19 protein-coding genes are annotated in these 25245 nt (G+C 69.1%); 6 read left to right on the forward strand and 13 right to left on the reverse strand.

The window, feature by feature from the left end; all coding sequences use genetic code 11:
• Positions 1-2 precede the first annotated feature (2 nt).
• Positions 3-281: a hypothetical protein gene (locus tag Afe05nite_RS10255; protein WP_203816762.1), complete on the reverse strand. Its 279-nt coding sequence runs from the start codon at positions 279-281 to the stop codon at positions 3-5.
• A gap of 612 nt (positions 282-893) precedes the next feature.
• On the opposite strand from Afe05nite_RS10255, the gene Afe05nite_RS10260 reads away from it, so the two are divergent.
• The 3 genes from Afe05nite_RS10260 (at position 894) to ileS (ending at position 5754) form a co-directional block, all read left to right on the forward strand.
• A complete protein-coding gene (locus Afe05nite_RS10260; protein WP_203816763.1) occupies positions 894-1487 on the forward strand; it encodes a hypothetical protein in 594 nt (197 codons plus the stop codon).
• Between the two features lie 357 nt (positions 1488-1844).
• A complete protein-coding gene (locus Afe05nite_RS10265; protein ID WP_203816764.1) occupies positions 1845-2246 on the forward strand; it encodes a hypothetical protein in 402 nt (133 codons plus the stop codon).
• 376 nt (positions 2247-2622) lie between these two features.
• Positions 2623-5754 carry an isoleucine--tRNA ligase gene (ileS, locus tag Afe05nite_RS10270; protein WP_275407458.1) on the forward strand — a complete coding sequence of 1044 codons (3132 nt, stop codon included), beginning with the start codon at positions 2623-2625 and terminating at the stop codon, positions 5752-5754.
• Between the two features lie 22 nt (positions 5755-5776).
• On the opposite strand, the gene Afe05nite_RS10275 is transcribed toward ileS, so the two are convergent.
• The 4 genes from Afe05nite_RS10275 to Afe05nite_RS10290 form a co-directional block, all read right to left on the reverse strand.
• Entirely contained in the window at positions 5777-7129 is a 1353-nt protein-coding gene (locus Afe05nite_RS10275; RefSeq protein WP_203816765.1) for a helix-turn-helix transcriptional regulator, read from the reverse strand.
• Between the two features lie 62 nt (positions 7130-7191).
• The gene (locus Afe05nite_RS10280) at positions 7192-8361 is read right to left on the reverse strand and encodes an MFS transporter (protein ID WP_239117698.1); all 1170 of its coding nucleotides are present in this window, start codon (positions 8359-8361) and stop codon (positions 7192-7194) included.
• Positions 8362-8400: 39 nt separating this feature from the next.
• Positions 8401-9303 carry an NAD-dependent epimerase/dehydratase family protein gene (locus Afe05nite_RS10285; RefSeq protein WP_239117699.1) on the reverse strand — a complete coding sequence of 301 codons (903 nt, stop codon included), beginning with the start codon at positions 9301-9303 and terminating at the stop codon, positions 8401-8403.
• Positions 9304-9395: 92 nt separating this feature from the next.
• Positions 9396-11372 carry a glycosyl hydrolase family 28-related protein gene (locus Afe05nite_RS10290; RefSeq protein WP_203816767.1) on the reverse strand — a complete coding sequence of 659 codons (1977 nt, stop codon included), beginning with the start codon at positions 11370-11372 and terminating at the stop codon, positions 9396-9398.
• 173 nt (positions 11373-11545) lie between these two features.
• Here Afe05nite_RS10290 and Afe05nite_RS10295 point away from each other — a divergent pair, with 173 nt between their 5' ends.
• Positions 11546-12763 (forward strand): EAL and HDOD domain-containing protein, encoded by a 1218-nt coding sequence (locus Afe05nite_RS10295; RefSeq protein ID WP_239117700.1) that lies wholly within the window; start codon positions 11546-11548, stop codon positions 12761-12763.
• Here the strand turns inward: Afe05nite_RS10295 and Afe05nite_RS10300 are convergent.
• The 3 genes from Afe05nite_RS10300 to Afe05nite_RS10310 form a co-directional block, all read right to left on the reverse strand.
• Positions 12760-13896, reverse strand: coding sequence for an RNA polymerase sigma factor (locus Afe05nite_RS10300; protein WP_203816768.1), 1137 nt, complete (start codon positions 13894-13896; stop codon positions 12760-12762). The two genes, Afe05nite_RS10295 and Afe05nite_RS10300, sit on opposite strands and share 4 nt — an antisense overlap.
• 19 nt (positions 13897-13915) lie before the next feature.
• Entirely contained in the window at positions 13916-14245 is a 330-nt protein-coding gene (locus Afe05nite_RS10305; RefSeq protein ID WP_203816769.1) for a YciI family protein, read from the reverse strand.
• A 589-nt stretch (positions 14246-14834) separates the two neighbouring features.
• Positions 14835-15734: a HAMP domain-containing protein gene (locus Afe05nite_RS10310; protein ID WP_203816770.1), complete on the reverse strand. Its 900-nt coding sequence runs from the start codon at positions 15732-15734 to the stop codon at positions 14835-14837.
• Between the two features lie 177 nt (positions 15735-15911).
• On the opposite strand from Afe05nite_RS10310, the gene ahcY reads away from it, so the two are divergent.
• Together ahcY and Afe05nite_RS10320 are read left to right on the forward strand one after the other, a co-directional pair.
• Entirely contained in the window at positions 15912-17369 is a 1458-nt protein-coding gene (gene ahcY, locus Afe05nite_RS10315; protein ID WP_203816771.1) for an adenosylhomocysteinase, read from the forward strand.
• 50 nt (positions 17370-17419) lie between these two features.
• Positions 17420-19042: a Na+/H+ antiporter gene (locus Afe05nite_RS10320; protein WP_203816772.1), complete on the forward strand. Its 1623-nt coding sequence runs from the start codon at positions 17420-17422 to the stop codon at positions 19040-19042.
• Here Afe05nite_RS10320 and Afe05nite_RS10325 read toward each other — a convergent pair.
• Genes Afe05nite_RS10325 through Afe05nite_RS10345 form a run of 5 tightly spaced genes read right to left on the reverse strand, consistent with a single transcriptional unit; the run spans position 19039 to position 24909 of the window.
• Positions 19039-20613, reverse strand: coding sequence for an ABC transporter permease (locus Afe05nite_RS10325; protein WP_203816773.1), 1575 nt, complete (start codon positions 20611-20613; stop codon positions 19039-19041). The two genes, Afe05nite_RS10320 and Afe05nite_RS10325, sit on opposite strands and share 4 nt — an antisense overlap.
• A complete protein-coding gene (locus Afe05nite_RS10330; protein ID WP_203816774.1) occupies positions 20610-21503 on the reverse strand; it encodes an ABC transporter ATP-binding protein in 894 nt (297 codons plus the stop codon). The genes Afe05nite_RS10325 and Afe05nite_RS10330 overlap by 4 nt, the downstream gene beginning before the upstream one ends.
• Entirely contained in the window at positions 21500-22117 is a 618-nt protein-coding gene (locus Afe05nite_RS10335) for a TetR/AcrR family transcriptional regulator (protein ID WP_203816775.1), read from the reverse strand. Before Afe05nite_RS10335 ends, Afe05nite_RS10330 begins: the two co-directional genes overlap by 4 nt.
• 30 nt (positions 22118-22147) lie before the next feature.
• Positions 22148-23029 (reverse strand): ABC transporter substrate-binding protein, encoded by an 882-nt coding sequence (locus Afe05nite_RS10340; RefSeq protein ID WP_203816776.1) that lies wholly within the window; start codon positions 23027-23029, stop codon positions 22148-22150.
• Positions 23026-24909 (reverse strand): putative bifunctional diguanylate cyclase/phosphodiesterase, encoded by a 1884-nt coding sequence (locus Afe05nite_RS10345; protein ID WP_239117701.1) that lies wholly within the window; start codon positions 24907-24909, stop codon positions 23026-23028. Before Afe05nite_RS10345 ends, Afe05nite_RS10340 begins: the two co-directional genes overlap by 4 nt.
• Positions 24910-25245: the final 336 nt, after the last annotated feature.

Here is a 25245-nt window from a genome sequence, read left to right on the forward strand (position 1 = left end):
CGTCAGCCTTTGCGGCGCGGCCGACGGCGAAGATCTACCTCTCGCCAGTTGTCCGGGATCTGGGCGATGAAGAACATCTGGATCGGACTGAGTGAGCCGGCCTTCGCGAGCATCTTCTGCTCGCGAATCCATCTGCGGGTGCCGGTGCGCTGCCGCTGAACTCGGGCGCGCGCCACGGCATCGGATGGATCGTTGTACGGCTGGTCACTCTCCAGCAGGAGGAGCGCCGCCTGATAGGCCGCCCGCCACCGTGCGGGAAGGGCAATGGTGCTGTTTTCCATGAACGTCCGATACCTCGTCGCGTGTCGCCTGCCCGGCAGCTGGCCCTACCCCTGGAGGGCAGCTCGGGATTGCCGAATCCACTGGCGCTTCGATCACCCAGGGCGCCGATTTCCCGCCACCGGGGATCGAGGTCCGACAGCTACCCATGTTCCGCACATGCCATAAACATGCCAGAAGAACCTCTTCGGTTATAACAGTCTATTTCCGACCATTGACCGCACCTCTAGCAGCGGAACCGCCGCCACGCAATAGGGCAAGAAATCCGAGATGCAAGCTGTTCGAGTTAGGACCGACAGGGTGCCACGAACGCCCAGTCAACCATCGGTCCGCATTTCGGTGATCGAAGTGGTCGGGACGGTCCGGCGGAACGGGGCGATCGGCTCACCAGGCCGACCGTTCGTACTACGCCGATCGAGCCACCCCACGATCGCGGGAAGTTCACGTTTCCTCGATCCAAGTATTTCTCATATTTTCCCAGAGCGCTCGGGCAACCACAAAATAGCTCATCCGTTCGGCCAGCCGGTAGCGGTCATTACGACGACGACCGGCGTAGCAGGAATTGCGTTTTCCTATTCGAAATGCACCGCCGACACCATCTGAAAGGAATTGCTTTGAAAAAGCTCACCCGCATCCTGACAATGGGCGGCTTCGGCTTGCTGGCCGCGCTGGCAACCGGCGCCGGTCCGGCTAACGCGGCTCCGGGGCACGGCGCCCCGGAGCACAAGTCGGCAAGTGCTCACCAGGTCGTGTGGCGCTCCGGCGACCAGGTCGTCGGTTACTACCGGACCCTGCGGGGTTGCGACCTCGCCGGCCGCTTCGGCGAGCGGACGGGTCAGTGGGACGTGCACAACTGCAGCCTCATCCGCATCGGTCTGCGCAGTGGCGCGTGGGCCCTGCAGGTCGACAGCGACAACAACTGGAACCGGATCGGATTCGTCCGTCCGTTCCGCGCCATCGGCGGATTCCCGACCCAGTTCCGGCCGATCTGGCCGGGCGTTTACCGGCCCTTCCACCCGCGTCCGGTGTTCGGTCACCCGGGCGGCCCGGTCATCGGTCACCCCGTTCCGGGGCCGCGCGGCCCGGTCATCGGTCACCCCGGCCCGCCGCGCGGTCCGATCGGCGGCCACCCCGCCCCGGGTCCGCGGCCGCGGTTCGGGACCGGCGCGCCCATCCCGGACAACCACGCACCCGCCCCGGTCCGCTGATCTCGACACCGCTTCATCCGCGGCGATTCTGAACCGGGAGGCCTATTGCCGCGAGTTTGCCGCTGATCATCTGGTGGGTTCATACGGTGCCGCCGGGCAGGTACGACGCCCGGCGGCACCGCCCGTCTCCCGAACACCGGAGGATCGGCGCGGCGTTCCGGACCGCGCATGATCCGCCACCGGCGGGTGCTCGGTGTCCATTTCCGCGATTGACCCCTGAACGAGTTACGCCCGCCTTACCGCTGTAGTGAATGCGCCTGATTGTGGGCACCCTCACGTCCCTCAAGATCGTTGTCTGGCTGGACATTCCGCGCGCGGATATCTCGTCCATTCATCGAGTTGAGAAGGGGTTACAGCATGTCGTCAGCTCTGTTGAAGGCAGCCTTCGCCGGCGCGGTCACCGCCGGTGCACTTTTCCTCCCGGCCACCGCGGCCCAGGCGGCCACGAATCACCACCCGTGTGATGGCCCGGGCTTCAGTGACGCCGCGTTCTTCGACGACGATTTCGGGATCGACGACGACTTCGACTTCGACGACGACTTCGGGGTCGACGACGACTTCGACTTCGACGACGAACTCGACCTCCCGTGGCGCCACCGGCACGACCACACCACGGTTGTGGTCGTCACGGTCCAGCCGAAGCCGGGTCACAAGCCGGGCGGCGGCGCCGACGCGGACGACGTCGACTTCACCAAGCCCGCCCACCACGGGGGCGCGGACAACGACGGCTACGGCGGCCGCAGCGTCCTGGTCGGCTGACATCTGAGGACAGGTCGGCTCGCGTTCGCAGGCGCCGCGAACGCGAGTCGTCCCGCAGGTCAGTAGTGGTCGGGAGGCGGCCCGCGGCCCCGGCCGGGTACGTCGCGCAAAATCGCTGGAGACAGCGGCTAAGCTCTATCGCACAGGCATTGATCCGGCCATCACCGGGGAGCCGCCGGAAGAAGAGGCTGTTCCAGGCCCCAGTAGAACCGGACGTCAGCGGCACGTCACGCCGTCGAAACGAGCGGCGCCCGCGAAAGCGGGCGCAAGCGGGGTGGTACCGCGGAGTTCCGGTCATACGCCGGGCGCTTCGTCCCCGTGTGGGTGTCGGTCGAACGGCATCCGTGCGAGAGACGACGAAGCGTAGGGAGATGCGGTGGAGTCGCCATTTGTGCCGTTGCCGACCAAGGTTGACTTCGGCGACATGGATCGCAAGGTCATCAAGTGGTGGCAGGACAACGACGTGTTCGCGCGCAGTCTCGAGCAGACCGCCGAGGGCACGCCGTGGGTCTTCTACGAGGGACCGCCCACGGCCAATGGCACGCCGGGCACGCACCACATCGAGGCCCGCGTCTTCAAGGACCTGTTCCCGCGTTACCGCACCATGCGGGGCTTCTCGGTGCCGCGCAAGGCCGGCTGGGACTGTCACGGTCTGCCGGTCGAGCTGGCGGTGGAGAAGGAACTCGGACTCAGCGGCAAGCCCGACATCGAGAAGGTCGGGATCGCCGAGTTCAACGCCCGCTGCCGGTCGTCGGTGCTTCGGCACGTCGACGAGTTCGTCCAGCTCAGCGAGCGGATGGGCTACTGGATCGACCTCGAGCACCCGTACACGACGATGTCGCCGGAATATGTCGACAGCGTCTGGTGGTCACTGAAGAAGATCCACGGTGACGGCCGGCTGGTCGAGGACTTCCGGGTGGCGCCGTACTGCACGCGGGACGGCACGACGCTGTCCGACCACGAGGTCGCGCAGGGCTACGAGACGGTCACCGATCCCTCGGTCTACGTGCGATTCCCCTTGACCGAGGCGGTCGCCGGGCACGCGAACGTCGACCTCCTGATCTGGACGACCACGCCCTGGACGCTGGTCTCGAACACCGCTGTCGCGGCGCACCCCGAGGTGACGTACGTCGTCGCCCGGTCCGACCGGGGCACGTTCGTGCTGGCCGAGCCGCTGTACCGCAGGGTGCTCGGGGAGGACGCCGAGGTGCTGGCCTCGCTGCCGGGCTCGGCCCTCGAGGGCCTGCACTACGAGCGGCCGTTCGACCTCGTCGACATCCCGGACGCGCACCGGGTCGTGCTCGCCGAGTACGTGACGACCGAGGACGGTACGGGTCTGGTGCACCAGGCGCCCGCGTTCGGTGCCGAGGACCTCGCGGTCTGCCGGGCGTACGGGCTGCCGCTGGTCAACCCGGTGGCGCCGAACGGCCGGTTCCTCGACGGGATCGACCTGGTCGGCGGCGTGTTCTTCAAGGACGCCGACGCGTTGCTCATCGATCGGCTCAAGGACCAGGGCAGGCTGTTCAAGCACGAGCCGTTCGAGCACTCGTACCCGCACTGCTGGCGCTGCCACACGCCGCTGATGTACTACGCGCAGCCGTCCTGGTACATCCGCACCACCGCGGTTCGCGACGAGCTCATGCGCGAGAACGAGAAGACCTCGTGGTACCCGGAGCACATCAAGCACGGCCGGTACGGCGACTGGCTGAAGAACAACATCGACTGGGCCGTCTCGCGGTCGCGCTACTGGGGTACGCCGCTGCCGCTGTGGCGTTGCGAGAACAGTCACGTCACCGCGGTCGGCTCGCGTACGGAGTTGGGTGAGCTGGCCGGCACCGACCTGTCCGAGCTCGACCCGCACCGGCCGTACGTGGACTCGATCACGTTCGCCTGCCCGGAGTGCGGCGAGACCGCGACCCGGGTGCCGGAGGTGATCGACGCCTGGTACGACAGTGGTGCGATGCCGTTCGCGCAGCTCGGCTACCCGCACGTGGCGGGCAGTGTGGAGGCGTTCGAGAAGACCTACCCGGCGCAGTACATCTGTGAGGCGATCGACCAGACGCGTGGCTGGTTCTACACGCTGATGGCGGTGGGCACCCTCGTCTTCGACCGGTCGTCCTACGAGAACGTGGTCTGCCTGGGGCACATCCTGGCCGAGGACGGCCGGAAGATGAGCAAGCACCTCGGCAACATCCTGCTGCCGATCCCGCTGATGGACACCCACGGCGCCGACGCGGTGCGCTGGTTCATGGCCTGCTCCGGCTCGCCGTGGGCGCAGCGCCGGGTCGGTCCGGGGCCGCTCGACGAGATCGTCCGCAAGGTCCTGATGACCTACTGGAACACGGCGTCGTTCTTCACCCTGTACGCGTCGCACGCGACGTGGTCGCCGGAGAACGCGCAGCCGGCCGACAAGCGGCCGGTCCTGGACCGGTGGATCCTCGGTGAGGTGCACGCGCTGGCCGCGGCCGTCGACGACCGGATGCAGGCCTACGACACGGCCAAGGCCGGCCGGTTGCTCGCCGACTTCATCGACGACCTGTCCAACTGGTACGTCCGGCGGTCCCGCCAGCGGTTCTGGGAGGGCGACCAGGATGCCCTGAGCACGCTGTTCGAGTGCCTCGACTTCCTGACCCGGCTCCTGGCACCGTTCGTACCGTTCGTCACCGAGCAGGTCTGGCAGCAGGTCCTGCGGCCCGGCAACAGCGAGCTGGCCGACTCGGTGCACCTGGCGACCTGGCCGATGCCCGACGACAATCTGATCAACGCCGAGCTGTCGGCCCAGGTCGCCACCGCGCGCGCCCTGGCCGAGTCGGGCCGGGCCGCCCGCAAGGCGAGCAGCCTGCGCATCCGGCAGCCGTTGAGCCGGGCGCTCGTCGGCCTGCCCGCCGACACCGCGCTGACCCAGGAACTGCTCGACGACATCAGCGACGAGCTCAACGTCAAGGTGCTGGAACCGCTCGACACCAACAACGAGATCATCGACGTCCAGGTCAAGCCGAACTTCCGGGAGCTCGGCAAGCGGTTCGCCAAGCGGACCCAGTTCGTGGCCAAGGCGGTCACCGCCGCCGATCCGCGTGAGCTGGTCGACGCCGTACGCGATGCGGGTGTCTGCTATCTGGACGTCGACGGCGAGCAGGTCGGCATCGGGCCGGACGACATCCTGGTGACCGAGGTGCCGCGGACCGGCTGGGTGGTGGAGTCGCAGCGTGGCGTCACGATCGCGCTGGACACCGAGATCACCCCGGAGCTGGCGGCCGAGGGCCTTGCCCGCGACGTGGTACGCATCGTGCAGCAGGGCCGCCGCGACGTCGACCTGGACGTCGCCGACCGCATCACGCTGTCGATCGCGGCGCCCGAGGAGGTGCTCGCGGCGATCCGCACCCACCAGGAGTTCATCGCCCACGAGACCCTCGCGACCTCGGTGAACCTGGTGAGCGCCCTGTCCGAGGGCTTCGCCGGCACCGTCGGCAACGGCCAGGACATCGTGGTCCACACCCTGCGAGCCTGATCCCGACCGGCGGGGCGCCCCGTCAAGGGGTGTCCCGCCGGCGGGCCAGCTCGGTGCGGTTGCGCACGTCGAGCTTGCGGAAGATGTTCCCGAGGTGGAACTCGACAGTCTTCACCGAGACGAACAAGCGGTCGGCGACCTCCTTGTTGCTCAGGCCGTCGGCCACCGCGACCGCGACCCGCACCTCGGCGCCGGTCAACGACGCCTCGCCGGACTTCGAGGCCGGTGGCGGCGGCGGGTGGGCCGGACGGCCGCCGGTCACCTCGCGCAGGTCGGCCTCGGCCAGGGCAAGCAGGCTGCCCGCGCCGATCGTGGCGTAGCCGGCGCAGGCGGCCTCCAGCAGGCGCACCGCGGGCGCCCGCCGGCCCCGGCGGCCATGATGGGCGCCGAGCAGCCACGACATCCGGGCCCGGGGCAGCCGCTCGGCGGGACGGGTCAGTTCGGGCAGCACCGCCTCGAACTCGCGCATCCGGTGGACGTCGTCCGGGGCCAGGATCCACGAACGCCACGCCGGCATTGCCGGGCCGCCCGGCAGGTGGACCGGCGGCGCACCGGCCAACAGGCCGGCGGCCACCCCCGAAGAGCCATGCAGCGCCTGGTACGTGGCCAACTCCCAGCGGTATTCGAAGATCAGTCCGGAGTCGACACCCCTCCCGTCGGCGACCATCAGTTCCAGCATCGCGACCCACGCCTCGAGGTCGCCTTGCGCGAAGTGCAACGCCGCCGAGCCCTCCATGATGTGCCCGGCCACCCACTCGGAGCCGTTGCGGGCGGCCAGCGAGCGGGCCTCGGCCAGGTGCGCGGCCGCCGCGTCGAGGTCACCCCGCAGCGCCTCACACTTGATCAGCCATGCCGTGACCTCGGCCCGTACGTCGGGCCGGCCGGCTCGCCCGGCCAGGTCACGCGCCTCGAGCATCTCGGCCTGACCGCGCACCAGGTTGCCGGCCCACGCGTCGGCCAGCCCGATCATGGCCAGCAAGCGGGCCCGCGCGGCCGGATCGAAGATCAACCGATCGACGAAGGCGCCGAACCGAGGACGTACGTCATGGGGTCGGATCAGGGTCAGCGTCACGAAGATCGCGCACTCCAGGTACAGCGGATCGTCGTGCAGGCCCAGTGCCTCGAACAGGGCCAGGGCGTGCTCCAGATGCGGCACCGCCTCGACCGAGCCGAGGCGCGACAGCGCCACCCCGGTCACGACCGACACCAGGAACGGCTCCGACTCGGCGAACCGGGCCATGTCGTCGACGAAGGGCTGCAACGAAGCGGCCCCGCCGTTGCGGGTCACCACCAGGAAGGCCTGAAACAGCAGACGCGGGTCGGCGGACTCGAGGGCAGCGGCCCGCAGCCTCTCCGCCTCAAGATCGCTCGACACGAATGCATGCTATGGACCGAAGCTCACCCCGGCGTATCGGCCGGGCGGTCGCGCTTGCGGGTTCAGGCGGTGGCGGGCGCCGGGGTGCGGGTGTGCAAGCGGGTGGCCCAGACCGCCAGGCCGGCCAGGGACAGGATGGCGGCCAGCACGCAGGCGCCGGTCCAGCCATAACGGTGGTGGAGCAGGCCGGTGGCGGCGGAGGAGAGCGCGCCGCAGGTGAAGACGGTGGTCATGAAGACGGTGTTGATCCGGGCTCGGGCGTCGGACCGCAGAGCGTAGATCTCATGCTGGCTCATCACCTGGTGGGCCTGGACGGCGAAGTCGAGCAGGAAGCCGGCCACGGCCAGCACGACGACCGAGCGGTGGCCGACGGCGGCCAGCCCGGCCATCAGGGCGGCCAGCACCAGCGCGGCGCCGCTGCCGGCGACTCCGTACCCTCGGTCGGCGAGTTTGCCGGCCAGCGGGGCGGCGGTCGCACCGCCCGCGCCGACCAACGCGAAGATCGCGATCTGGGCCTGACCGAAGCCGTGTTCGCCGATCAGTTCGTAGGCGATCGCGGTCCAGAAGGCGCTGAACGCACCGAACAGAAGGCCCTGGCAGAGGGCGCGGCGGCGGAGGGCCGGCTCGGAGCGGGCGAGGAGCGCGACCGAGCGGAGCAGCGAACGGTAGCCGGCGGGGTGGGACGGCACGAACACCGGGAGCATGCGGCGCAGGAGGAAGGCGAGCGCGACCATCAGGGCGGCCGAGACGAAGAAGATGGCTCGCCAGCCGAACAGGTCCGCGACGAAGCTCGACACCGTGCGGGCCAGCAGGATGCCGAGCAGCAGGCCGCCCATCACCTTGCCGACCAGGGCGCCGCGCTGTTCGGCGGGGGCGAGGTGGGCGGCCAGCGGGACGAGGATCTGGGCGACCACCGAGGTGACCCCCACCGCGACCGACATGACCAGGAAGACCGAGTAGACCGGGGAAACGGCGGCCAGGAGCAGGGCGACCGCGGTCCCGGCCAGCACGCGGGTGACGAGGCGCCGGTTCTCGACCAGGTCACCCAGCGGGAGCACGAAGAGCAGGCCCACCGCGTAACCGATCTGGGTGAGCGTGACCACGACGGTGGCGGCGCCCTGGCTGACGTCGAACGCGTCGGCGACGAGGTCGAGCAGGGGCTGCGAGTAGTACAGGTTGGCCACGGTCAGACCGCAGGCCAGGGCCAGTACGAAGATCAGGGAGCGGCGCACTCACGCCAGTCAACACCGGCGCGGGCGGGGCCGCCCGGCTCAGTGAGCCAACTCTCCCGGACGGTGGGTGGCGACGAAGCCGGCCACGTACGAGTCGAGCTCGACCGTCGGCCGCCAGCCGAGCTCGGCGGCCCGGGTGATGTCGGCCTGGCCGCGCACCCGCTCCCCACGCAGGGCCGGCACCAGCTCGTGGTCGACGCCGAAGAGCTTGGCGACCTCGAGGATCGGCCACTCGTGACCGGCGCCGAGCAGGTAACCGTCGCCGGTGCCCTTCTGGGCGACCAGCACGATGCCGCGGACGATGTCGTCGACGTGGGTGAAGTCGCGGGTCTGGGTGCCGGGCGACACCACCGGCAGGACCTCGCCACGCAGGTAGTGGTCCTCGAAGATGCCGATGACCGTGGCGTAGCGGCCGCTGGTGATCTGGCCGGGGCCGTACACGTTGTAGAAGTACGTGATCGCGTAGTCAAGCCCGTACCACGAAGAGTAGTTCTTGATGTACTCGATGTTCTTCGCCTTGGTCCAGGCGTACGGATTGAGGTTTTCGTCCTGACCGTCGTTGCCGAACTTCGAGGAGGAGCCGGCGTAGATCAGCTTCGACCCGTTGGCGGAGGCGAACTTCACCACCTCCTTGGTGCCGAGCATGTTGAAGTCCCAGGTCAGGTCGTGGTCGTCGAACGACTGCACGATCCGGGAGTATTCGCCGAGGTGGAAGACGATCTCGGGGCTGGGCAGACCCTGCTCGGCCCAGATCTTCGCGATGTCGACCGTCGACCCGTCGAGGTAGGTCACCCGCGGGTCGTTCACGTGGTTTTCCGGCACGCCGGTGAAGTAGTTGTCGATCGAGACGACCGCGGCGGCGGGGAAGTCGGCGAGCAGGGCCTTGATGAGGTTGGCGCCGACAAATCCGGCACCTCCGGTCACCAGCAGTGTTTGGCTCACGAACATCCTCCGAGTCCCGACTTGGCGCGGCCCAGGCTACCAACAGGACGCGGCCCCGCTCGAATCCGACGAGTGGGGCCGCGCGGCGACACTTACCAGGTGGCCGGGGCGGGCGGCGCGACGACCGGGGGACGGTCGGCACAGGTGATCGTGTTGGGCAGCATCCACGCGCCCAGCCAGCCTCCGTCGTTACCGCCCAGGTCGGTGACGTGGAACTCGCTGCCGGCCGGGGTGAAGTCGAACGAGCCGCAGTTGTTCACCCCCACCGCGCCGACGTTGCGGGCGTCCACGTTCTCGAAGGTGGCCGAGCCGGCGACCCGGGCGCTGAGCACGCTCGTACCCGTACCGTCGATCTTGATGTCTTTGAAGTGGGTGTCGGTTATCGAGTAGAGATCCTTCACCGGCCAGTCGGCGACCATCATGACCGCGTTGTAGGTGTTGTCGAGGAAGTTGTCGCCGACCACCTGGATGTCCGCGTCGATGTTCTTCTCCAGGGCGTAGAGCCAGATCGCGCCGAGCCCGATGTTCCAGTTCAGTTCGTAGGTGCCGGCCCGCACGGTGGTGTTGCCGGTGAACCACAGGTGCCCGGCGAACGGCTCGGCGCCGAAGCGGGAGCCGGCGTGCAGCGCGCTGCCCTCGCGGATCGGGTCGGCGACCAGGTTGTCGGAAACAGTGTTGTCGGTGCCGCCGTAGATCGCGATGCCGTTCGCCAGCACCGGCGTCTGCACGGTGTTGTGGTCGAAGGTGTTGCCCGCGTTCGTCGTGCCCTCCGCCCACATGGCGAGGCCGTCGTCGCCGGTGTTGCGCAGGAAGTTGTTGCGGGCGACCGAGTTGGTGACGCCGGTGTGGAAGTTGAGGCCGTCGGCGATCTGGTCGGTGATCACGTTGTTGGTGACCTTGACGTTCGACATCGGACCGTCGAGCCACAGGCCGACCTTGGTGTGGTGGATGTAGAGGCCGTCGACGGTCGAGTCGGTGAGCGCGCCGCCGATGCCGTTGACCTGGTCGATGTCGATCCGCTCGCGGACGTCGCCCTCGATCGCGAACCCGGCAAGGTGGACATTTCGCGATCCGCCGTCGGCGACGTACTTGCCGTAGAAGCCGACGCCGGTGTGGGTTGATTTGTCGGGAGCGGGCGTGGAAAGCGCGACCTCGTGCCCCTTGATGATCGTGTACCAGTTCCCGGCGCCCCGGATCGTCACGTCGTCGACCACGATGTGGCGGTTCACCTGGAACACGCCGGGTGGCACGTAGACCGGCAACTTGGCCTTCCGGGCGAAGGCGATCGCCCGGTCGAACGCCGGCGCCGAGTCGCGACGCCCGGTCGGGTCGGCCCCGAAGAACAGCACGTTCGCCGACCGGACGAGCAGGCTCGGCGGGCCGACGAGCTCGGAGTCGAGCAGGTCGAGCACGGTCCACGCCGCGCCGGCCGAGGCGGTCAGCCGGACCTTCTCCCCCGCCCGGTAGGTCGAGCCGAGCAGCAGGCGCTGCTCGTCGTAGAAGTGGCTGGGCCGGAACGGCGTCTTGAGCACGGGAACCGGGGTGGTCGAGGCCGGCACACAGGCGCACTCGGTGATCCACCAGTCCGGGTGCAGCAGCCCGGCGTCGGGGTCGTCACTGAACGGATATTGGTTGTAGAGCCAGGAGTATTGCGAGGTCAGGGTCATGGTCCGAGTGGTGTTGCGGACCTTGACGGCAAGCGGCGCGGTGATCCCGCCGCCGGTGGCAGCGTCGGGGATGCTGTAGCGCACAGTGATCGCGTTGGCCGCCTTGGGCAGGGTGAACTCGACCCACTGGCCGGGCGCGAGCTTGACCGCGGTGCGGCCGGACGCCTCGGCCGGCAGCGTGTAGGCGGTGCGGTCGGGCCCGATGACGGTGCCGTTGGTGGCCGCGTTCTCCGCCTCCTGCTCCTGGAACGCGACGCTCGCCCCGCGCCCGGCGACCAGCGCCGGGTCGATGGCCGCGCGGGTGACTTTCACTTGCGCTTTCTCAGTCGCGTACGCGGTGGACGGCACGCCGGCTAGCAGGCTCAGGCCGACCAGTACGGCCGAATATCTCGCCATGTTCATGGAGAGCTCTTTCTCGAGGGAGGTGAGCTGACCATAGAGTCGTTGTGACGCAACGCACAAGGTGTTGTCAATGTCTTTCATAGATTTGCCGCACTGTTGCACACAAGCTTCTTTTTCTTGCGACAGTGGCAGTTCTTGTCAGATCCCGCGGTTGCGAACCGATAGCAAGCCATGTGAAAACATCGGCTCCCTCGGACGGCACCCAGCTGGTGCACGTGGGACGCCAGCCGATCTTCGACGTGCACGGCGACGTTGTCGCCTACGAGCTGCTGTTCCGCGGCAGCATGGACGCCGTTTCGGCAGGCCGTCAGGACACGTACGCAACCAGCACGGTCATGGTGAACGCGTTCACCGAGTTCGGGATCCGGGAGGTGGCCGGTGATCGACTCTGCTTCATCAACCTCACCCGCGAGTTCCTGGTCGGCGATCTGACCCTGCCGTTCGGCCCGGAACAGGTGGTCCTCGAGGTCCTCGAGACCGTACGGATGGACGACGAGGTGGTCGCCGGGATCACCGCGCTCGCCGAACGCGGCTACCGGATCGCCCTCGACGACTTCGTCTGGGGCTCCGGGCACGAGGTGCTGTTCGGCCTCGCCTCCTACGTCAAGCTCGACCTGCTCGACGGCGACCTCTCCCGCCTCGACGAGGTGGTCGCGGCCTGCCGGGAACACCCCGGCATCAACATCGTCGCCGAGCGTCTCGAAACCGAGGAACAGCTGGCCATCGCCGACCGCTACGGCATGGAACTGCGCCAGGGGTACGCGCTGAGCCACCCCCAGGTGCTCACCGTGGCCAGCCTGTCGCCGTCCCGCCTGCGCCGCCTCGAACTGGTCGCCGCCCTCAGCGACTCCGAGCCCGACCTGCAGCGGATCGTCAGCATCATCGCCAGCGACCCGCCGCTGTCCCTGCGCGTGCTGCGGGCCAGCAACTCGGTCGCGGCCGGGCACGCCAACCGGGTCTCGTCGGTGCGGCAGGCGGTGGTCATGGTCGGCCTGCCGAGCATCCGGCAATGGGCGCTGCTGATGGTGCTCGACGACGCCGGCGCCACCTCCGAGGAGCACATGCTGGGCGTGCTCACCCGGGCCCGGCTCTGCGAGAACATCGCGACCTGGTTCGGCGCCTCCTCGGACGGCGCGTTCATGGCCGGCGTCATCAGCGGCGTCGCGCAGCTGCTCAAACTCGCCCCGGAATCGATGATCGACCAGTTCCCGCTGGCGCCCACGATCGTGGCGGCGCTGGCCGAGGGCACCGGCCGGTTGGGCCGCGTGCTGCGCGCGGTCGACTCCTACGAGAACGGCGAGTTCGGCTCGTTCGACCTGGCCGGGCAATACATGGACGCGGTCCGCTGGTCGACCCAGGCGCTGTCGCACGCCCGGTTGGCGGCGGCCTAGAGCTCCGCTGCCCGCGCCAGCAACGCGCGCCGCTCCACCTCCGCCGGTGCCGCCGCGGCGGCGGCGCGAAACAGGTCGGCGGCCCGCTCGAGGTCGCCGGCCTTGGCGGTCAGGTCGGCCTCCACCGCGAGCACGGCCGGGTAACCCTCGAGCTTTTCCCGAACCACGGTCAAAAGCGACAAACCAGCTTCCGCACCGTACGCGTGCCCGTGTGCGACAGCCCGGTTCAGCTCGACGATCGGGGACGGTTGGACCCGAGCCAACTCGTCGTACCAGCCGGCGATCACCGACCAGCCCGCCCCGGTGGCGTGCCCGGCGGCGATGTGGGCCTGGATCGCGTACGGTCCGGTCACCGCCGTACCCCGCAGGAGCTCCAGCCCCTCGGCGATCGCGCCGGAATCCCAGCGCGAACGGTCCTGCCGGTCCAACGGAACCAGATCGCCCGACGCGTCCCGGCGGGCGTCGCGCCGCGAGTGCTGCAACAGGAACAGGGCGAGCAGCCCGGACACCTCCGGCTCGGCCGGCATCAGCTCGGTCAGCAGCCGGGCCAGACGGATCGCCTCGGCCGCGAACGCGGGCTCGCCGTCCGCGTCGTACCCCCGGGTGAAGAGCAGGTAGAGGACGGCCAGGACGCCCGGCAGACGCTCACCGAGAGCCACCCCCGACGGCACCCGGTACGGGATGCGGGCGTCGGCGATCTTCGTCTTCGCCCGGGTGATCCGCCTGGTCATCGTCGACTCGGTGACCAGGAACGCGCGGGCGATGTCCGGCGTCGGCACGCCCGCCACGGTGCGCAGCGTCAGAGCCACCCGAGCCTCCAGCGCCAGCGCCGGGTGACAGCACGTGAAGATCAGCCGTAACCGGTCGTCCTCGATCTCGTGCTGCTCCGGTGCCGCCCACAGCATCGCGACCTCCCGCAGCTTGGTCTGCTCGACAGCCTTCCGGCGCAGCACGTCGATGGCCCGGTTCCGGGCGACCGCCATCAGCCAGCCGCCCGGATTGTCGGGCTTCCCATCGCGCGGCCACCGCTCCACGGCCGCCGCCATCGCTTCCTGGGCGCAGTCCTCAGCCAGACCCCAGTCACCGGTCACCCGAATCAGCGCCGCGACGATCCGGCCGTAGAACTCCCACATGCGCCTCTCCCCCGTACGCCTAGAACTCCCGGAAGGGCCGTAGTTCGATGCGGCCGCCGTAGGCCATCGGATGCGCCGCCGCCACCGCGATCGCCTCGTCGAGGTCGGCACACTCCAGAATGTCGAAGCCCACGACGACCTCCTTCGTCTCCGCGAACGGCCCATCACTGAGCAGCAGTTCCCCGCCCCGAACCCGAACCGTCGTCGCCGACGACGGCGCCACCAACTCGTTCCCGGCCACTCGCCGACCCGACGCGTCGTTCTCCGCCACCCACACGTCGATGTCCGGAACCGTCGACTCGTCCCGCTCCGGCTCCGTGTCGGTGCAGACGAACATCATGTACTTCATCGCTGTCTCCTTCTCGATCTCTTGACCCCCTGACGAACAGCCGCACTCCATCCGGACAACCCGCGGCAATTTTCTATCCGAGCCGTTCGATCCCCGCCGCCCGCCCGCGCCTCAACCCACCCAAATCCCCCAGTCCCGACCATCCCCTTGTTCAAGGTCGACACCACTTCACCAAAAGCGGGGCCTCCGGAGCTTGGGAGACCCCACCTTCCGTGAATAAGGGTCTCCCTGCCTGGCGGGAGCGTCGCAATCGTGGCAAATGGTGCGGCCACGCTCGAGGGACAAGCGGGCCGCCGACAGGCAGCCGTCGGCAGCGGAACACCCGCGGCTGGCAGCGGAATGCGCACGACCTGGCCACCGGCAGCTCACCGCCGGCGACAGACGCGGCCGGCCCGCGGCAGACGCGGACGGCTCGCGGCAGACGCAGACGGCTCGCGGCAGACGGCTCGCGGCAGGCGCGGACGGCTCGCGGACGGCGCGGACGGCTCGCGGACGGCGGCGGAGGCGGCACGCAGGCGGCGGAACGCGGATGGCTCACGGCCGCCGGGCTCAACCGGACCAGGCTGATCAGGATGAATGGTGAGGGCGGTCAGGGAAGGCCGGTGGTGGACTTCGGTTCCAGGTCGTCGACGAGGGTGACCAGCCGGCGGTATTCGGTCTGGATCGCGGCCAGCAGGAGGTGGCGCTGGATGACGGTCATCTCGGGGTTGTCGAGCAGTTGGTCCAGGCCGTCGCCGAGTTCGTGGAGGGGCTCGCGCAGGTTGTCGACGGCGACCTTGGCGAAGTGCTGGGTCGCCTCCTGGGCGGCTTCCTGGGTGAGCTGAGCCCGGTCGGGGATGTTCATGCGGTCGAGCGCCTCGTTGAGGGCGGTGCCGAGATCGGCGACCTCGGGTGGGCTGGTGACCACGGGCAAGCGCTGGGTGGGGGCGTCGGGGGTGATGGCGTGGGCGCCCTCGGCCAGTTTGACGAGCGGTTTCATGACCAGGCCGCCGACGAACCAGGTGCCGGCTGCGGCGATCACCGCGGCTAGCAGGACAATCAAATTAATCATCATGACATTTCCGGAATGGTTCTCCTCCACGTCCTGGAGGTTGATGAGCACCTGCAGCTGTGCGCCGGTTTTCAACGTCTCTGCCCATGATCGCCAATGCGTCCCATCCGCAGCGGTAACGGTCGAATAGCCGTCCTTGACCGGAACTGAGAACTTTGTCGTGGCGCCCACTTCGGCGCGAACGGCGTTGTTCACCAGGAGTCGTACGGCGAAGGAACCGTCGGTGGGCAGCGAGCCGGACTTCGTCGCGGCCGTGCGCACCTGGGTGGCTCGGGCTGCCAGCGCCGCGTCGACGTCGCTGTGGTCGCGGTGGTCGGCGTAGAGCACGACAGCCAGGCCGGCGAGCGCGACGACGAGGGCGACGACCGCCGTGATGGCGAGCGTCAGTTGTACGCGAATTGTCCTGGGCGGGAAAACCCGAGGTAGCGGCTCTGACACGTCCCTACCTGCCGTAGAAAACACATGTGGGCGGCTAAGGATTACAGGCTCGGGTTACCCTGTAAAGGCCCGGTCGAGAGGCGCTGCAACGGATCTCAGTGCGATGTAAGGTCCGCCACGCTCGGCCGTGAGCTTGCTGACGCAAGGGCGCCTCCTGAGAGGGAGGAGACCCTCTTCATGTCCGAAAAACTGCAGGTCATCAACGGTCTTGAGTTCGCCGTGGCGGACCTCACCCTGGCGGAGGCCGGTCGTCACCAGCTGCGTCTGGCCGAGCACGAGATGCCGGGCCTGATGTCGATCCGCGAGGAGTTCCGCGCGGCGCAGCCGCTCAAGGGTGCCCGGATCGCCGGCTCGCTGCACATGACCGTGCAGACCGCCGTGCTGATCGAGACGCTCGTCGCGCTCGGCGCGCAGGTGCGCTGGGTTTCGTGCAACATCTTCTCGACCCAGGACGAGGCGGCCGCCGCGGTCGTGGTCGGCTCGGGTTCGGTCGACGCCCCCGCCGGTGTCCCGGTCTTCGCCTGGAAGGGCGAGTCGCTGGACGAGTACTGGTGGGCGACCATGCGCCTGTTCGACTTCGGGGACGGCGCCGGCCCCAACATGATCCTCGACGACGGCGGCGACGCCACCCTGCTCGTGCACAAGGGTGTCGAGTTCGAGGCGGCCGGGGCGGTCCCGCAGCCGGGCGAGGGCGACAGCCACGAATACACGATCATCCTGGAGACCCTGCGCAAGTCGCTCGCCGACGACCCGCAGCGGTTCACCAAGATCGGTGCTGGCATCCGCGGTGTCACCGAGGAGACCACCACCGGCGTGGCCCGGCTGTACAAGCTGGCCAAGGAGGGCACCCTGCTCTTCCCGGCCATCAACGTCAACGACTCGGTCACCAAGAGCAAGTTCGACAACAAGTACGGCATCCGGCACTCGCTGGTCGACGGCCTCAACCGGGCCACCGACGTGATGCTCGGCGGCAAGCTGGCCGTGGTCTGCGGTTACGGCGACGTCGGCAAGGGCGCGGCCGAGACGCTGCGCGGCCAGGGCGCCCGCGTCGTGGTCACCGAGATCGACCCGATCTGCGCACTGCAGGCGGCCATGGACGGCATGCAGGTCGCCCCGATCGAGGACGTGCTGGCCCAGGCCGACATCTTCGTCACCACCACCGGCGGCACCGACATCATCACCGCCGACCACCTGGCCGGCATGAAGCACAACGCGATCGTCGGCAACGTCGGGCACTTCGACGACGAGATCGACATGGCCGGTCTCGCCAAGGTGCCGGGCATCGAGAAGATCGAGATCAAGCCGCAGGTGCACGAGTGGCGCTTCCCGGACGGCCACTCGGTGATCGTCCTCTCCGAGGGCCGCCTGATGAACCTCGGCAACGCGACCGGCCACCCGTCGTTCGTCATGTCGAACTCGTTCTCCAACCAGGTCATCGCTCAGATCGAGCTGTGGACCAAGCCCGGCGAGTACGAGAAGCAGGTCTACGTGCTGCCGAAGCACCTCGACGAGAAGGTGGCACGGCTGCACCTCGACGCGCTCGGTGTCAAGCTGACCGTGCTCACCAAGAAGCAGGCGGAGTACCTGGGCGTGGACGTCGACGGTCCGTACAAGCCCGAGCACTACCGCTACTGATCCTGTGATTTATGACGGGCCGCGCCGGTCGACGCGGCCCGTCATAGAAAATGAGCCTCGTGCACGATCTTGAGTCAGTACTGCTCTTCGTCCTGATCGCTGCGGCCGTCATCGTGGCCACCCGCTGGCTGTCGCGCCGGACCGGGCTCCCCTCGGCTGCGTTGCTGACCATCATCGGCATCATCTATGCCTATCTGCCGGGCCAGAACATCCCGCTCGACCCGGAAGTCATCCTGACGTTCGTCATCCCGCCGCTGCTCTACAACGCGGCGCTGGACTCCTCGCTCATCGACATCCGGCGCAACATGCGCACCGTGATCAGCCTGTCGGTGCTGCTGGTGGCGGTCACCGCGCTGCTCGTCGGGGTCGGTTTCCACCTGTGGGTCGCGGGTGCGACGCTCGCCGCCGGGGTGGCTCTGGGCGCCGCGATCGCCCCGCCCGACCCGGTGGCCGCGCTCGCCGTCGGGCGCCGGGCCGGCCTGCCCGGCAATCTGATCACCCTGATCCAGGGTGAGGGGCTGCTCAACGACGCGACCGCGTTGACCATCCTGGCCGTCGCGGTCGCCTCGGTCGACGGCGAGGGTTTCTCCTTCCCGACCGCGATCGGCAGGTTCGTGATCTCGGCGGCCGGTGGGGTGGTGGCCGGTGTGGTCGTCGCCTACGCGGTGCGGTTGCTGCGGCACCTGCGCGACGACCCGATCAGTGCCAACGCGATCTCGCTGGTCACGCCGTTCGCCGCCTATCTGCTCGCCGAGTCGGTGCACGTCTCCGGCGTCCTGGCGGTGGTGATCGCCGGTCTGATCGTCGGGCACGACGCGCCGCGGCACTCCTCCGGCGCGAGCCGGCTGCAGACCAGCGCGGTGTGGCGGCTCGTCGACTTCGTGCTCGAGGGCTTCGTCTTCCTGCTCATCGGCCAGCAGTTGCCCAAGGTCGTGGACCGGCTGCACGTCTATGAAACCCAGACGGTCGTGATCGCGGTGGCGGTCTCCGTCGGCGTCGCCCTGCTCCTGCGGCCGCTCTGGCTGGTGCTGACCCAGCTGCTCCCGGCCCGCATGCACTCCCGGCTGGGTGGCGACGGGGTGCGCCGCGAGGACCGGGCGCTCAACCGGAAAGAGGTCGTCGCGCTCAGCTGGGCCGGCACCCGCGGCGTCATCTCCCTCGCGGCTGTCTTCACCCTGCACGACAACGTGCCCGACCGCGATCTCCTGCAGTTCTGCGCGTTCGTCGTCGTGCTGGTCACCCTGCTCGGCCAGGGCCTCACGTTCGCGCCGCTGGTGCGCCGGCTCGGACTTCGGGCCAACAAGGCCGACCTCGCCCGGGAGCGCAACGAGGCCCGGTCGGCGGCGGTGCGGGCGGCCATCGACCGGCTGGACGAGATCCAGGCGGCCAAGCACGACCACGTCGAGGACCGGGCCATCGAGTCGATGCAGAAGCAGCTGACGGTCCGGCTCGAACGCTACCGCCGCCGGCTCGACCTGCTGGAGCAGGCCGAGTCGGACGAGATGCCGACGTCCCCGCAATATGAGGCCGCCCTTGCCGTGCGCCGCGAGGTGATCAGCGCGCAACGCGAGGAGCTGCTTCGGTGGCGGGACGCCGGCAACCTCACCGACGAGGGTCTGCGGGTGCTCGAACGGGAGCTCGACCACGAGGAACGGCTGGCCGAGCGCTCCTAGTCGGGGATGTTGCGCCGCCGCAGGCCGAGCAGGCCGGCGGCGGCCAGCACCGCCGCCACCGCGAGCAGGGTGACGATCGGGGTCGCCGCCACCTCCCCGCCCGGCAGGTGCGGGATGTGGGTGAACGGCGAGAGGTCCAGGAACCACTGGTCGAGCTGGAGGGTCGAGCCGACCAGCAGAATCAGCAGGCACAGCGCGGGCCCCGCCCAGGCCGCCGGCGACCAGCGGGGCAGCAGGCCGAACAGGACCACGGTCACGCCGGTCAGCACCCAGATCGCCGGCAGTTGGACCAGGACGGCACCGACGATGGCGCCGAAACTGCCGTCCGGCGAGACCAGGGCGGTCACCACGCCCTCCGCGAGCAGGGCCACCGCCGGGCCGAGCACCGAGAACAGCAGATGGCTGGCGGCCCACGCCCACCGCGAGACCGCGGTGCTCAGCATCGTCTCGGCGTGGCCGGTGGTTTCCTCGTCGCGCAGGCGCAGCGCGGCCTGCACCGCGTAACACGAGGCGACCAGGCCGACGATCGCGGCGATGCCGGCGAAGTAACTGTTCACCAGCTGATCGGAGCCGCCGCCGAGCCGGGTGAAGAGGTCGTTCATGCGCCGGCTCTCGGAGGCGAGCTCGACGACACTGCCACCGACCCCGCCGAAGATCACGCCGAGCAGGCTGAGCCCGACCGTCCAGCCGACCAGCAGGCTGCGGTGCATCCGCCAGGCCAGCGCCAGCGGACTCCCCATGGTTCCGTCGGCCGGGCCGAGACGGGTGGCGAAGATCCCGTCGCCGACGTCGCGGCGCTTGCGCAGCTCGACCGCGACGACTGTGGCCGCCGCCGTGCACAGCACCGACAGGACGACCGGCCACCAGTTCGTCGCCTCGTACGGGAAGATGTGGGTCACCCAGCCGAGCGGGGAGAGCCACGACAGCCAGCTCGGGCCGCCGTCGCCGAGGGCCGCGATGTCACCGCCGACCCGCAGCGTGTAGGAGACTCCCAGCGCCACCACCGCCAGTGACCGGGCACTTCGGGCACTGCTGGTGAGCTGGGCGGTGATCGCCCCGACGGCGGCGAACATCAGGCCGCTGACCGCGAGCTCGGCACCGAACGCCAGCGAGCCGTCGAGGTCGCCGGTCCGGCTCGCCATGCCGGCGAACGTGAGCAGGCCGATGGCGAGGGCCGCGGCGCTCGTCGTGAGCAGTGCGGCGGCCAGTTGCGCGTGCCAGCCGACCACGGTGGCGCCGACCAGCTCGGTGCGACCGGCCTCCTCGTCGGCCCGGGTGTGCCGGACCACGGTGAGCAACGCGGCCAGCCCGATCATCACCGGCACGAACCCGGCGCGCCAGGTCGTCAATGCCGCCAACGAGTCGCCCTTGAGCAGGCCGTAGAGCGCGACGAAGCCGGCGTTGTCGACGCTTACCGACGCGTACTGAAGCCGCTCCGCCTCGGTTTTGAAAAGCCCCTCGAACGAGGCGTAATAGGCCACCGGGAGCAGGCCGAACACCAGCACCCAGAGCGGCAGGAGCACGCGGTCGCGGCGCAGGACGAGCCGGATGAGCCGGCCGGTGCCGGTCATTCGCCGACCCGCTGGTATTGGCGCAGGAACAGCTCCTCCAGGGTGGGCGGCCGGCTCACCAGGCCGCGCACGCCGACCTCGAGCAGACTCCGCAGGGCCGGCTCGAGGGCGTCGCCGTCCACCTCGAAGCGGACCTTGCCGTTGTCGATGCGCAGGTCGTGCACGCCGGCCAGGGTGGCCAGTCGGTCCGGCGGACCGGTCAGGTCGGCCTCGATCGACGTACGGGTCAGGTGGCGCATGTCGGCGAGGGTGCCGGTCTCCACCGCACGGCCGTCGCGGATGATCGTGAGCCGGTCGCAGAGCGCCTCGACCTCGGCCAGGAGGTGACTGGAGAGCAGCACGGTGCGGTCACCGCGGCGTTTCTCGGCCAGGATCAGCTCGCGGAAGACCTCCTCCATCAGCGGGTCGAGGCCGCTCGTCGGCTCGTCCAGGATGAGCAGCTCCACATCGGAGGCCAGCGCCGCGACCAGGGCGACCTTCTGCCGGTTGCCCTTGGAGTAGGTGCGGCCCTTCTTGCGCGGGTCGAGCTCGAAACGCTCCAGCAACTCCCGCTTGCGGACCGGGTCCAGCCCGCCGCGCAGCCGGCCGAGCAGGTCGATGACCTCGCCACCGGTCAGGTTCGGCCACAGCGTGACATCACCAGGAACGTACGCAAGGCGTCTGTGCAGTTGGGTTGCCTGCGACCAGGGGTTGCCGCCGAGCAGGCGCACCGCGCCGCCGTCGTGCCGCATCAGGCCCAGCAGGATGCGGATGGTCGTGGTCTTCCCGGCGCCGTTGGGTCCCAGGAAGCCGTGCACCTCACCGGTCCGGACCCGCAGGTCGAGCCCGTCGAGGGCGGTGACCTTGCCGAACCGTTTGATCAGTCCCTCGGCGTCGATGGCCTCGGTCATGATTGCTCGCCTTCCGCAGCGAATCGGAATCGAGCGACTGCCTCGCGCAGCTGCTCGGCCTGCTCGGGTGTGACAAGCGGTTTCGAGAAGATGTCGACGGAGGCGGCCAGCATGCGGGCCCAGCCCGCGGGCTCGGTGACGTCGGTGCCGAGCACGCGCGACAGCTGGGCGCTCATGGTGAACAAGGACATCTTCATCACGCACATGACCGCCGACCACGCCCGGGGGTCGGGAACGTCGAGATCGGTCGAGCGCAGCCACTGCTCGCCGTAGTCGACAAGACGGTCGAACAGGGCCTCGGCGGTGGGCGAGCCGTCCGCCAGCGAGGCGAGCAGATAACGCTGCATACGCAGCCACTCCGGGCGCACCCGGTCGAGCGTGGGCAGCTCGATGAACCGGGCACCGGCGGCGGCGAGCTCGTTGACGCTGAACTCGTCGCAGGCGTCGCGCAGGCCCTCCTTGGACCCGAAATGGTGGCGCAGCAGGCCGGAGGAGACGCCGGCCTCGAGCGCGATGTCACGGATGGTGGCGCGGGCGATGCCACGGTCGGCGAACAGGTCGATCGCGGCGTCCCGGATGCGGGCTCGCGCGGTCAGATCGCTCTGACTACTCACGCGTGCAGCTTATTACACGCGCGTGTAACGTCAATCCTGGGAAGCGGCGTTCATCGATGCGGCCGGCACCGCGCCACTGCGCAGACCCCAGCGTTGCAGCAGGTCGGCGTACGCCCCGGAGCTGATGATCTGGTCGAGCGCACCCTTGACGGCGTCGCGAAGTTGACTGTTGTTCTTGGCGAACGGGATGCCGATCAGGCCCGGCTCGTACTGCGCCGCCGACGCCAGCTCGTAGTAGTTGCTGGTGCGCGCGTCAGTGGTCAGGAAGCTCGCCGCCGGGAAGTCGTTGAGCACCGCGATCGCCCGCCCCGTACGCAACTGGAGCAGCGCGTCGGCGTTCGTCCTGTACTCGTTGATCTTCATCGACCGCTCACCGCAGACCCCCTGCGAACGATGCAGCAGGTCGGCCTGGATGGTGCCTTTCTCGATCGCCACCACGTTGCCGCACAGGTTCGTCAGATCGTTGACGGCATGCGGATTGCCGCGCTGCACGATGATCGACGTGCCGGCCGACAGGTAATTGACGAAGTCGGCCTTCTTCTCCCGCTCCACGGTGTCGGTCATCGCCGACAACACCCCCTCGTAGGTGCCGTCGGCGACCTTGTCGAGGGCGGTCTGGAAGGGGCCGGTGACGATCTCGACCTTGATCCCGAGAACCTGCCCGATGGCATCGGCCAGGTCCGGTTCGAAACCGACGATGGTACGGCCGTCGGCGGCGAACGACTCCATCGGCGCATAGCTGGCGTCCGTGACGAACCGGACGTAGCCCTTGTTGCGCACCGCCGGCGGCAGCGAGTCGTGCAGCGCCTGGTCGAACTGCACCGCGCTGGTGCTGCTGGCCACCTTCTCGGCCTTGTCCCCACAACCCGCCAGGGTGGCCAGGGCGAGCACCGCTACCAGCATCTTCTTCATCGGACCGCTTCCTTGAGCATCGGAACGGAAATCTGCGGCCACGGAACCGGCCGGGAATAGAGGTAGCCCTGCGCCTCGTCACAACCCGCCGCGGCGAGCCAATCGGCGATCTCCACGGTCTCGACGCCCTCCGCGGTCACCGCGCAGCCCAGGCCCCGCGACAGGGCGATCACCGCGTGCACGATGGCCTGGTTCTCCGGCTCGTCGAGCACCGACGCGACGAACGTACGGTCGATCTTCAACTCGACCAGCGGCACCCCGCGCAACCGCGCCAGACTCGTGTAGCCGGTGCCGAAGTCGTCCACCGAGAACCCGACGCCCCGGTCGACCAGCCGCTGGACCGCCGACATCGCGGCCACCTCGTCCTCGACCATGGCCGTCTCGGTGATCTCCAGGATCAGCCGGCCCGGCGCCGTCCCGAACTCGGCGAGCAACGGCTCCACCACCCCGGCGAAGTCGTCGGCGCCCAGGTTGCGGGCCGACACGTTCACCGACACGGTCCAGTCCCGGCCGGCCGCCGTCCACGCCGCCTGATCGGCCAGCGCCCGCCGCAGCACCCACGCGGTCAGCGGCTCGATCAGGCCCGACTGCTCGGCGGCCGGCAGGAACTCCGACGGCGGCAACAAACCCCGCTCCGGGTGCTGCCAACGCACCAGCGCTTCCACACCCACGATCACGCCGTCGTCCAGGCGCACCTTGGGCTGGTAGAACAACACCAACTCGGCGCGCTCCAGGGCATGCCGCAACTGGGCCTGCACCATCAGCGCCCGGGTCGGCTGGACGGTCCGCTCACCGGTGTAGAACACGATGTCGGCGGTGCCCCGCTTGCCCTGGTACATGGCGGCGTCGGCGTGCCGCAGCAACTCCTCGACCCCACTGCCGTGCTCGGGGTACATCGCGACGCCGAAACTCGCCTCGATCGACAACGGCACGTCGTCGAGGACCATCTCGGCGGTCAGGACGGAGCGCAGGGATTCGAGCAGATCGCGTACGCCCTCGGCGGCGAGCCCCGGCAGGATCAGAGCGAACTCGTCCCCGCCCAGCCGTGCCGCCGTGTCCTGCGGCCGCAGGCCGCCGCCCCGCAGACGTTCGGTGATCACCCGCAGCAGCTCGTCGCCGGCGTGATGCCCGAGCGTGTCGTTGACCTCCTTGAACCGGTTGAGGTCGACCACCACCACCGCGCCCCGCCCCGCCTCGACCGCCGCCGCGGCCCGCTGCCGGAACGACTCCCGGTTGGGCAGCCCGGTCAGGCCGTCGTGCAGCGCCTCGTACTCCTGCCGGGCGGCGTAGCGGCGCAACGACCGCGTCGTCGACCACGAGATCAACCCGAGCGCCAGATAGAGCACCCCGAGGCCGCCCCCGAGCCGCCAATAGGTCACGACCATCTGCTCGTGCAACCGCTGATCGATCTTGTCGTACGGGAGGTAGAGCTCCAGCACGCCGATCGCCTCCCCGGACGCCCGCGCGAAGACCGGCTGCAGCACCCGGATGATCCGCCCGCCGGCCGCCGACCCGTCCGTGACCAGGGTGGCCGCCGCCTGCCCGGCGTTTGCCGACTGGAACGACGGATCGGACACCGGCACCCCACCCGACGTCGAGCCGTCGTCCGAATAGACGACCTGCCCGGCGAAGTTACGCAGGCGCATCCGCAGCACGGTGCCGTGATAGAGCGCCAGATCGGTGGACTTGGCAAGCGACTCGCGCTGGTCCTCGGTGAGCCCCCGGGCCAGATCGGCATCGTCCAGAGCCGGCGCGACGGCCATCTCGGCGATCACCGCGGCCTGCGCCATCCCCTGGTCCTGCCCCTGCTTCGTGGCGTCCTCGCGCACGCCGTGGAGCAGCACCGCGGCCAGCGCCCCCAACGGCAGAAGGCTGGCCACGAGGTACGTAGCGAACAGCCGCGAACTAGATCGCGCCACTCGCCGCCCGGCTCCACGTCCCCACACGCGCCGCCAATCGGCTCGGTTGCCGTTCGGTTGAGAAAAAGCTAGGCAACCACCTCGAGCCGTGATCTGGTGGCCTTCCCGAAAAGGTGCCACAAAGCGCGGGTTTTCGGTCACCGGAAAACTCGGGGTTTCTGGCAAACTTGCTGTTCAGACGAGGTCCGGGGCCGACTGCAGGCACCTGTAGTGGCGGTCCCCGGATGCGGAGCAGGACGGCGGCCAGGACGGCGGCGATCAGGACGACCAGCAGGACGCCCAGCACGGCCAGGCCGA

The sequence above is a fragment of the Paractinoplanes ferrugineus genome (genome assembly GCF_016862195.1).
Taxonomy (GTDB): Bacteria; Actinomycetota; Actinomycetes; order Mycobacteriales; family Micromonosporaceae; genus Actinoplanes; species Actinoplanes ferrugineus.